Raw genomic sequence first — 8,227 nt, forward strand, 5'->3', positions numbered from 1 at the left:
TGTCGCGGTGCGCTATCGCGTTCGGGGACGTCTTGGCGCGCGGAGGATCCTTGGCCCGGTAACGACCGGAGCGTTCGTCGGCCTCGAAGGGCCGCCGGGCGAACAGGGGCCGCAGGGTGTGCCCGGCGCACCAGGTGCCAATGGCAACAGCAGCTTCACTCACTACGCCTATGCGAACAGTGCGGACGGCTCGATCGATTTCACGATCGGCGCGCCCGGCGAGCGGGCCTTCGAGGGCGTCTACGTCGACCAAGTCGAGGCGGACAGCACCAACCCGGCCTCCTATGCCTGGCGCGAATACAAGGGGCCGCCCTTCGGCATGGCGGGGACGAATGTCTCGATTGCCGGCAATCAGGTCATCAAGGTGCCGAGCGCCGCCTACGAATGGAATTCCCAGGCTTACTCGACAGTAGGCTACAAGAACGGTTGTCGCACAGCCTTTCGGATCGGAAACGACCAGAGGGTCATGGCGGGTCTGAACCAAGATCCTACTGCCGATTCGAGCTACAACAGCTTGGATTACGCCTGGTATGTGAACGAGACCGAGGTCAAGATTTATCGCAGCGGCAGCGAGATCCCAGGCTTCGTAATTCCAAATTACATAGGGCAAGGGACCTTCGAGGTTGTCTATGACGGCCGCTACGTTCGTTTTCTCTATCTGGGCGTAGAGCGCCACAAGGAAGACATCGGCCCAGGCTACCAGTTCTATTTCGACAGTTCGATCGCTACGGTCCAAGGCCGGATCGCCGACGTAGAGTTTGGTGCCTTCCCGCAGCAGCGGTCGGGCAACGTCACGCTGCTGACCCAGACGTCGGCGAACACCGAGGTGCTTGGTGGCTCAGCCCGCAACACCGTCAACTTGGGATGGGGTGCAGGACTCGTCTACTCGCAAGAGCAGTATGCAAGAGGTGCATCTGTATCTTGGACATATCCCGCCGGCCCAAACAGCAACATGATGGCCGGCCTCGAAGAGGTTCCTACGGGCGATAAGGGCAACAGTTACGAGAGCGTCACCTTCGCGATATTCCGCCGGGATGATGGGGTGACCGCCGCCTACGTGCAGGGTGCCCAGCTGCCCTTTGCTGGTCCCACGGTCGACATGAACCAACCCACCCGCTGCCGGGTCCAGTTCGACGGCAAGAAGTATGTCCGCTTCTATATCAACGACGTCGAGTTCGCGAATTACGAGTGGTATGGCTCTGTAAACCCGCTCCGCTTCCGGGCGGCCATGGCATCCCTTGGTGCCCGTGTCGAAGATGTAACCCTCACCGGCTCCGGCAAAGACGGTGACAAGGGTGAGAAAGGCGACCCGGGCGCGGATGGGCTGCAAGGCCCGCAAGGTATTCAGGGCCCCGCCGGTTCGAACGGTCAGACGAGCTACGTCCATTTCGCCTATGCCGACAGCGCGGATGGCACGGTTAACTTCACCACCGGCGCCGCCGCCGGCCGGACTTACATCGGCGTGTATTCCGACTTCACCGCAGCCGACAGCAACAGCCCCGGCGCTTACACCTGGTCGCTGATCAAGGGCGCTCAGGGGGACCAGGGCACACCGGGACCGGCAGGATCGAACGGACAGCCTTCCTACGTCCACATCGCCTATGCCAACTCCGCTAACGGCCAGACGGACTTCCATCTCTCAGACCCGACCGGGCGTACCTATATTGGGGTCTATACGGACGGCACGCCCGCCGACAGCGGCGACCCCGCCGCCTATACGTGGTCGCTGATCAAGGGCGCGGACGGGCAGGACGGGTTCACGATATCCCCGCCCAGCACGGCGTGGAGCATCGCCACAACGCAGAATGGTGTCCCGAAGTCCGGGCAACTTCCCCGATCGGTGACCCTCAAGGTGTTGCGCGGCAGCGCCGATATCACCGGCAGTTGCATTTTCGCCCTTGCCAATACCACCGGGTTCTCCGGCAGCATGTCGGGGGCCACCTTCACGGCGACGGGGCTCTCGGTAGATAGTGCGAAGGCCTCGGTCGTCGTTACCTATCAGGGGGTGCAGATCGGGACGGTCGAGATCACCTTGGACAAGCAGCCCGAAGGGGCAGCCGCCCAACAGTTCAAGCAGTCTTTCAACGCCCTGGGCAACACAGCCACCTATGCGTTCACCCAACAGATCGACGTTACGGTGCCTGCCGGATCGACTCTTTCTGCGGATGCTACCGCCAGCTACTCAACGACAAGCACGACCTACAAGCCCCAGCTGAAGCTCACATACCAGAACCTTACCGACGGTGGAGCGGAACTTGATTTCGAGGGCAATAACCCGGCCTCCGGCGAGACTGCTTATGTAAGCGAGCCGGCAGGCGTCTTTGGCCCATCGGGTAGTCTGCCTACGGGGCACACTTCATCCAAGACATACAGGGTGAAACTCTATTCTCGTAGGGAAACCGGGGCCGGTTCATCGACGAACGTAAGCGGAAACCTTTACGTGAGGACCTCGTGATGAAGGCGTTCGTCGACGAGATCACGGGCAAGATCGAGAGACTGGTGTCGGTCGACCAAGTCGAGTTCGAGCCGCAACGCGAGGGCACAGTCTTTCGCGATTGGCCGGAAGGCGTGGACCCTGTCGGCATGGTCTGGTCCTTCGACAGCGAAGAGCCGGTTATCGACGAGGCGGGATCACTTGCGGTCGCCCGGTCCGACGCAATGGCCAAGGTGAAAGCCCTGCGCGAAAAACATACCGACAGCGGGATTACCATTCCCGGCGTCGGCCGCGTGGAAACGGATCTGAAAAGCCGACTGAACATCAGTGGATCGGTCCAGCTGGCCAGCATCGGCGGCGCGCAATTCTCGACGATCTGGCGCACCGAGGACAACCAATATGTCACGCTCGATGCCGCCGCGATGATCGGGATGGGCGTCCAGGTCGCACAGCACGTTGCCGCCTGCCAGTACCGCAAGAACGAACTGGATGCTGCCATCGAGGCGGCCGCAAGCCTGGCCGAGCTGGAAGCCACCGACCTGAACGCCGGGTGGCCGGGTTCCTGACACGCTGCGCGCACTGCATCCTTCCGATGCTGCGCGCGATCGATATCCTCGCCTGCACCGTCTGGCTGAGCCTATTTTATCCATTCGGCCTCGCCGATCGGCCGACCGGGCGGCAGCTGATCAGCGGCTATGTCGGGAAGGCGGCATTCAACGGGATGCCGTGGGGCCTGCGCGCCGCCGCGGTGCTCGACTGGTGCGCGGTGAGGCTGGGCGACGGGCCCGACCATTGCCTGCGCGCTTATCTGTTCTGGAAACGGCTCGAAATCGAGCCCTGACGCCGCCGCTGGCGGCCTGGAGACATCATGCCCGATATCGACCTCGGCGCGCTGACCATCCCGGTCTTCGCTGCGATCTTCAGCATGGGCTGGACCGCGAGCCAGATGTTCGTGGTGAAGCCGCTGCGCGAAATCCTGAGCAAACAGGAAGCGCGCATCAAGCTCCTCGAGAAGAAGTTCCTCGGACTGGGAGACGACTGATGCTGGAGCGTTTCCTGCGGCTGATCGGCCTGGATATCCGCGACATGACGAAGGCGATGGATGCCCGCCTCACCGAACTCGAGGCGAAAGCCGGCATCGATCGGGCGCTCGACGCCCTCACCAAAGGAAAAGGCGAATGATCCTGCTGCTCTTCGGGTGGATGCTGATCGGCAGCGCCTTCATTGGGCTTGGGTGGTCGCGTTCGGGATGGCGCGCGCGCTTCCCGCTTTCGATCTTCAATGCCGCGCTGGTGATGAGCGTCGGCATCGATCTGGTCGCGCTCGGTTACGGGTTCACCCTGTTCGGCCGAATCGAACAGATCCTTCGCGACGGGCAATCCTTCGCCATCCAGAACCCCTTCTATTTTCTCGGTGCGGTCATGGTGATCGCCGGAAAGTCCGCGCTCGTGTGGGTCGCGGCCATGGGGGAGGGGCGCACCTATCGCCGTCCCTTCTGGTTCGCCTATCTCGCCGCGCTGGCGAGCTGGTTCCTCATCGCAGGAGTGCTTCGATCATGCAGCTGAGCCCGCATTTCACGCTCGAGGAGATGGTCGTCTCCCAAACGGCCGCGCGCCGGGGGATCGACAATATGCCGCCGGCGCCAGCGGTCGGGGCGCTCAAGACGCTCTGCGTCGAGGTGCTCGAGCCGGTGCGCACGCATTTCGGCCGACCGGTTGTCGTATCGAGCGGCTATCGCGGTCCCGAGCTCAATCGCGCGATCGGCGGAGCCTCTTCAAGCCAGCATTGCAAGGGCGAGGCGGCGGACATCACCGTTCCGGGTATCCACGTCCTCGATGTCGCGCAGTGGATCCAGCGCAATCTGCGCTACGACCAGCTGATCTACGAGTTCGGACGCTGGGTGCACGTCAGCTATCGGCACGGCCGGCTGCGGCAACACGATCTGACGGCGCGGATTGCCAAGGGGCGGACGCAGTACGTGGCGGGATTGCGCGCATGACGCTCAACCCCTTCTCGATCCTGACGTCGAAGATCTACGGCGCAATCGCGATCGTCGCACTGGCCGGAATGGCGGCGCAGACCGTGCGCATCGAAGGCCTGGGCCCAATTGACGGCTTCAAGGATCGCATCGCCGAGCTGGTCGAAGACGTGGCGGAGGTCACCGCGCAGCGCGATGCCGAAGCGCAGGCGCATCGGCTCACCAAACAGACGTACCGCCAGGCGCAGGTGGAGGCGGCCGCGCTTGAGCGGCAGCGCATCGCCCGCGTCATGGCACAGCAGAAGGAAGCGACCGATGCGATACTGGAAAGCCATGCCCGCGACCTTGGGGCCTTGCGCGCTCGCGCTGACGGGCTGCGGCGGCAGCTCGCACAGGGTGGAAGCGCCGCTCCCGGTCCGGGCGGTGGAGGCGAAATGCCCGGCCTGGCCGGCGGCGCCGGCGGAGCTGCTGACACCGCCCGCTATCCGCGACTTCCTCGATCCGATGCCGAGCAGCTCGCCCGCGACGTAATCGCCACCGAGCAGGCGCTCCAGCTCGAGGCGCTGATTGCATGGACGCGGGCGCAATCCGCGATCGATCCCAACACGAACTGACGGGCGCACCATGATACCCATTCTGATCGCCCTCGGCGTCTTCGACGATGCGCCGTTGCCCGAACCGCTGCCCACGCCGCCAGAGCGCATCATCAGGCTGACGCGCAGCGGCGGGTTCACGGTGGCCGGCCATGTCCTCGATCCCGCGAATCAGCTCAACTACCTTCTCGATCTGTCCGCGCTGCTCGAGGACGGGGAGAATTTCACTACGGTTTCGCTAGCTGTGCTGCCGGCGAGCGCGGCGCTGGGCTTCTCCATCCCGTCGACCGGCACATATCAGGCGCGACAGGTGGACGATCGCCATATCGCGATCTGGCCGACGATCGATCCCGCGAAGGTCAACGCGCAGACTTGGGCGGGTCAGGGCGCCGCCTGCAGCTTCGAAGTCACCGCCAGCACGGACAGCGACCCGCAGCGCAGCTGGCAACAGACGGTGAGCATAAGGATGGCCCAGCGATGAAGATCGAGATCGCACCTCCCGAGATGGTGGCCATTCCGGGCGTGGCGCGCATGGCGCAGGTCCGTATCGAGGGGGAGACGGCCGAGGTCGCGATCGCGACGGCCGACCTGGAAACCCGCCGCCGCCTGAAGGGCACCACTTTCACGATGATGGACAGCGAATGGCTGGTCACGCGCGCCGATGTCTCGGCCGCGGCGGTCACCCTCGCATGCAGGAGAACAGACGATGCCCGATAATTTCACCGCTGGCGCGACCACCTTCAAGTCGAAGGACGTCGGCGGCGACGTTCACGCCGTTTCGCAGACGATCGTCGATGAAACCGGCGCCGACGCCATGGGCGCCGCAGCCGCGAATCCCGGGGCCAATACGCTGCTCGGCCGTTTGAAGGCGATCGCCGAAGCACTGACCGGGAAGGCGACCGAAGCGAAGCAGGATGCCAACACCCTTGCGATCGAGGGGCTGAAGAGCCCGCATTATCAGGTGGTCGCCGCCAGCTCCGTTTCGACCAAGCTGGGCGCGGTGGGAGCGGTCGGCGATATGCTCGCTACCCTGACCATCATTCCCGCGACCAAATCCCCCGGCGCGGTGACGGTCAAGGACGGGGCGGGGGCTGCCATCACCGTGTTCACGGGCGGGGCCGACAGCGTTTCGACCCTGCATCCCTTCACCTTCCCGCTTGGGACCGCGGCGAAGGCAGCGGGTTGGAGCGTGACGACCGGCGCGAACGTCTCCGTCATCGCGACCGGGCGCTTCTCCTGATGATCCTGCGAGCATGCCTGGGGTGCGGAACCCCGATCGCGGCGCTTGCCGCCGTTGTCGCCGCCACCGCGCCGATCAGCGCCATCGCCGAAGATGGCTGGCGCGCGACGATGATCGCGCCCCAGGAGCTCGCCTTGAGGTCCGTCGCCGTGCAGCGGCAGGGCTTCGATGCGACCGGTTCGGCAGCGGTCACCACCGAGACGCTTCTCACGACCAAGCGGGTGCGCAAGCCGTATCCGCTGCACAAGGATCTGACCACCGATCAGGTGGCGCTGTCCGATTACGTCTATGCGACCGACAGCATCGTGGACGTCGTCAATAATTCGACGGTCATAAGTCCCAAGCCGGTGGCGAACTGGATCATGCCGCACCGCCTCGTGGTTGGCAGCACGCTGGAAGCCGAACTGACGGCCTTCCACCGCAATGCGGGCAGCGGCAGGGAAGTCGCCTGCGTCGAGTTCATAGCCACCGACAAGGATGGCGCCACCGCCACGGTCAAGGTCGGCCTGCCGGTCGTCTCGAACCGCGCGGGCGACCGCAACGCGGTTATCGCCTACAAGGCGAATATCAACGTGGACGGCCTTGCGCCGGGCCTGATCAGGCTGGACGCGAAAGTCTATCCGCGCATCGGTGACGGTCGCTCGATCGCCGATAGCGCCCTGGACGGCAATGCCGCGCGTGGGTTCAGCACCCGCTATTTCCTCAAGAACACCGGCGCCAAGACGCTCGCTTATGTGAAGACCGCCGCGAATGGCGGGAGCGACAGCGGCAGTGCGGTCGTTTCGACCAACGCCGCGACCGCGAGCGCCAGCCCCTTTGCCAGCGTTTCAGCCGCGATCAGCGCGCTTCAGACTGCGCTGAGTGCGACCAGCGGCGTCGACATGGGCGAAATTCGCGTCGGTCATGATGGCGGCACGCCCTTCGTTCTTGGGGCGACCAGTGCGCACCGCACGCAAAAGGTCGCGGCGCTGACCATCACCCGCGACCCCGCCGTTCCCAAAGCGAACGCGCGCGTCAGCTTCGGCGCGGCCAGCTTCGGGCCCTTCCTCGGCACCGGCGGTTCGCTCACCGCGCCGCTCACAACCGGGGCGCTGGTGCTGAAGGATCTTGGCGTGGTGCGGACAGGCACCGGCGCATTCGTCGCCAACAGCACCAACCAGATGGAGCTGATGTTCGATAACTGCGACTTCGACAACGGGGGCTACGACTTCCCCTGGATCAACCAGGCGCACGATTATCATTTCGGCACGACGTTCACGAACGTCAGCAATACCAACGGGACCATCCTCAATCCCGCGAATTTCGAGCACCGGCTGCTGCGTGGGATCCGCCTGATCCCGTCCGCCTATGGCGCCAGCGGCTTTCCGATCGAGGGATGGTGTGTTGTGGGCTCATACATTTGGAACGCGACATTTCAGCGTGGTACGAGGTCGCAGTCCGGTGCGATCCAGGCATTCAATACGCTGCCTAACCCCGGCTCTAGCCAAGGAACTCTCGGGATCGCGGCCGATAACGACGTTAACGGCTTTGCCTTCGTGCAGAACGTGATCGAATATAGCACGGCGGTTACGGGCCCGGCGGTGCGGATCTCGGCCGACAGCGCGACCGGCAACAACAGCCACGTCATAATTCATAACAACACCCACGCTGGTGCGCTGCTGGCAGGGCGGTGGAATGCCTTCTACGACGACGGGCCGACGCGCCGCACGTCCACGCTGCAAAGCGTGGTGGGCAATATCGCGGTGGCCGTGTTCTCCAAATGCGACGTGTTCCGCGGCACCAACCAGTCGGACGCCAGCGGCAATGCGCAGGGCAACTGGGCTTTCATCCACGGCGTCGGCTGCCGGGGCAATTTCAGCCAATTCATGGCCGAGGTTCCCAACGAAACCGGCGCCGACCGGGTGCAGGATTATCCGGGCGTCGGCTCCAATTACGGCACCAGCGAGACCGTGCGCAACGACCCGCTGTTCACCGATTACCGG

12 protein-coding genes are annotated in these 8,227 nt (G+C 64.1%); all 12 read left to right on the top strand.

Annotation, left to right across the window (positions count from 1 at the left end):
- Positions 1 to 2,455 (top strand): hypothetical protein (locus ACFDTG_RS15095; RefSeq protein ID WP_375291806.1); only part of this gene is annotated, 2,455 nt, incomplete at its 5' end.
- Complete coding sequence (locus tag ACFDTG_RS15100) at positions 2,455 to 3,000, top strand: DUF4376 domain-containing protein (RefSeq protein ID WP_375291807.1); 546 nt, start codon at positions 2,455 to 2,457, stop codon at positions 2,998 to 3,000. The genes ACFDTG_RS15095 and ACFDTG_RS15100, both read left to right, overlap by 1 nt.
- A gap of 26 nt (positions 3,001 to 3,026) precedes the next feature.
- A complete protein-coding gene (locus ACFDTG_RS15105) occupies positions 3,027 to 3,275 on the top strand; it encodes a hypothetical protein (RefSeq protein ID WP_375291808.1) in 249 nt (82 codons plus the stop codon).
- 27 nt (positions 3,276 to 3,302) lie between these two features.
- Positions 3,303 to 3,476, top strand: coding sequence for a hypothetical protein (locus ACFDTG_RS15110; RefSeq protein ID WP_375291809.1), 174 nt, complete (start codon positions 3,303 to 3,305; stop codon positions 3,474 to 3,476).
- A complete protein-coding gene (locus ACFDTG_RS15115; RefSeq protein ID WP_375291810.1) occupies positions 3,476 to 3,616 on the top strand; it encodes a hypothetical protein in 141 nt (46 codons plus the stop codon). The genes ACFDTG_RS15110 and ACFDTG_RS15115 overlap by 1 nt, the downstream gene beginning before the upstream one ends.
- Complete coding sequence (locus ACFDTG_RS15120) at positions 3,613 to 3,999, top strand: hypothetical protein (RefSeq protein ID WP_375291811.1); 387 nt, start codon at positions 3,613 to 3,615, stop codon at positions 3,997 to 3,999. The genes ACFDTG_RS15115 and ACFDTG_RS15120 overlap by 4 nt, the downstream gene beginning before the upstream one ends.
- A complete protein-coding gene (locus ACFDTG_RS15125; RefSeq protein WP_375291812.1) occupies positions 3,990 to 4,433 on the top strand; it encodes a D-Ala-D-Ala carboxypeptidase family metallohydrolase in 444 nt (147 codons plus the stop codon). Before ACFDTG_RS15120 ends, ACFDTG_RS15125 begins: the two co-directional genes overlap by 10 nt.
- Complete coding sequence (locus tag ACFDTG_RS15130) at positions 4,430 to 5,026, top strand: hypothetical protein (RefSeq protein ID WP_375291813.1); 597 nt, start codon at positions 4,430 to 4,432, stop codon at positions 5,024 to 5,026. Before ACFDTG_RS15125 ends, ACFDTG_RS15130 begins: the two co-directional genes overlap by 4 nt.
- 10 nt (positions 5,027 to 5,036) lie before the next feature.
- Positions 5,037 to 5,486, top strand: coding sequence for a hypothetical protein (locus ACFDTG_RS15135; protein WP_375291814.1), 450 nt, complete (start codon positions 5,037 to 5,039; stop codon positions 5,484 to 5,486).
- The gene (locus ACFDTG_RS15140; protein ID WP_375291815.1) at positions 5,483 to 5,722 is read left to right on the top strand and encodes a hypothetical protein; all 240 of its coding nucleotides are present in this window, start codon (positions 5,483 to 5,485) and stop codon (positions 5,720 to 5,722) included. Before ACFDTG_RS15135 ends, ACFDTG_RS15140 begins: the two co-directional genes overlap by 4 nt.
- A complete protein-coding gene (locus tag ACFDTG_RS15145; protein WP_375291816.1) occupies positions 5,712 to 6,245 on the top strand; it encodes a hypothetical protein in 534 nt (177 codons plus the stop codon). The genes ACFDTG_RS15140 and ACFDTG_RS15145 overlap by 11 nt, the downstream gene beginning before the upstream one ends.
- The coding region (locus ACFDTG_RS15150; RefSeq protein WP_375291817.1) for a hypothetical protein at positions 6,245 to 8,227 on the top strand (1,983 nt) is incomplete at its 3' end. The genes ACFDTG_RS15145 and ACFDTG_RS15150, both read left to right, overlap by 1 nt.

This window comes from Qipengyuania sp. (genome assembly GCF_042095715.1).
In the GTDB taxonomy this organism is placed as follows: domain Bacteria; phylum Pseudomonadota; class Alphaproteobacteria; order Sphingomonadales; family Sphingomonadaceae; genus Qipengyuania.

What these genes read in the sequence shown, in the direction of transcription:
- ACFDTG_RS15130 (WP_375291813.1), top strand. Translation starts at nt 4,430, where the DNA reads ATGACGCTCAACCCCTTCTCGATCCTGACGTCGAAGATCTACGGCGCA.
- ACFDTG_RS15100 (WP_375291807.1), top strand. Translation starts at nt 2,455, where the DNA reads ATGAAGGCGTTCGTCGACGAGATCACGGGCAAGATCGAGAGACTGGTG.
- ACFDTG_RS15140 (WP_375291815.1), top strand. Translation starts at nt 5,483, where the DNA reads ATGAAGATCGAGATCGCACCTCCCGAGATGGTGGCCATTCCGGGCGTG.
- ACFDTG_RS15105 (WP_375291808.1), top strand. Translation starts at nt 3,027, where the DNA reads ATGCTGCGCGCGATCGATATCCTCGCCTGCACCGTCTGGCTGAGCCTA.
- ACFDTG_RS15120 (WP_375291811.1), top strand. Translation starts at nt 3,613, where the DNA reads ATGATCCTGCTGCTCTTCGGGTGGATGCTGATCGGCAGCGCCTTCATT.
- ACFDTG_RS15135 (WP_375291814.1), top strand. Translation starts at nt 5,037, where the DNA reads ATGATACCCATTCTGATCGCCCTCGGCGTCTTCGACGATGCGCCGTTG.
- ACFDTG_RS15145 (WP_375291816.1), top strand. Translation starts at nt 5,712, where the DNA reads ATGCCCGATAATTTCACCGCTGGCGCGACCACCTTCAAGTCGAAGGAC.
- ACFDTG_RS15125 (WP_375291812.1), top strand. Translation starts at nt 3,990, where the DNA reads ATGCAGCTGAGCCCGCATTTCACGCTCGAGGAGATGGTCGTCTCCCAA.
- ACFDTG_RS15110 (WP_375291809.1), top strand. Translation starts at nt 3,303, where the DNA reads ATGCCCGATATCGACCTCGGCGCGCTGACCATCCCGGTCTTCGCTGCG.
- ACFDTG_RS15115 (WP_375291810.1), top strand. Translation starts at nt 3,476, where the DNA reads ATGCTGGAGCGTTTCCTGCGGCTGATCGGCCTGGATATCCGCGACATG.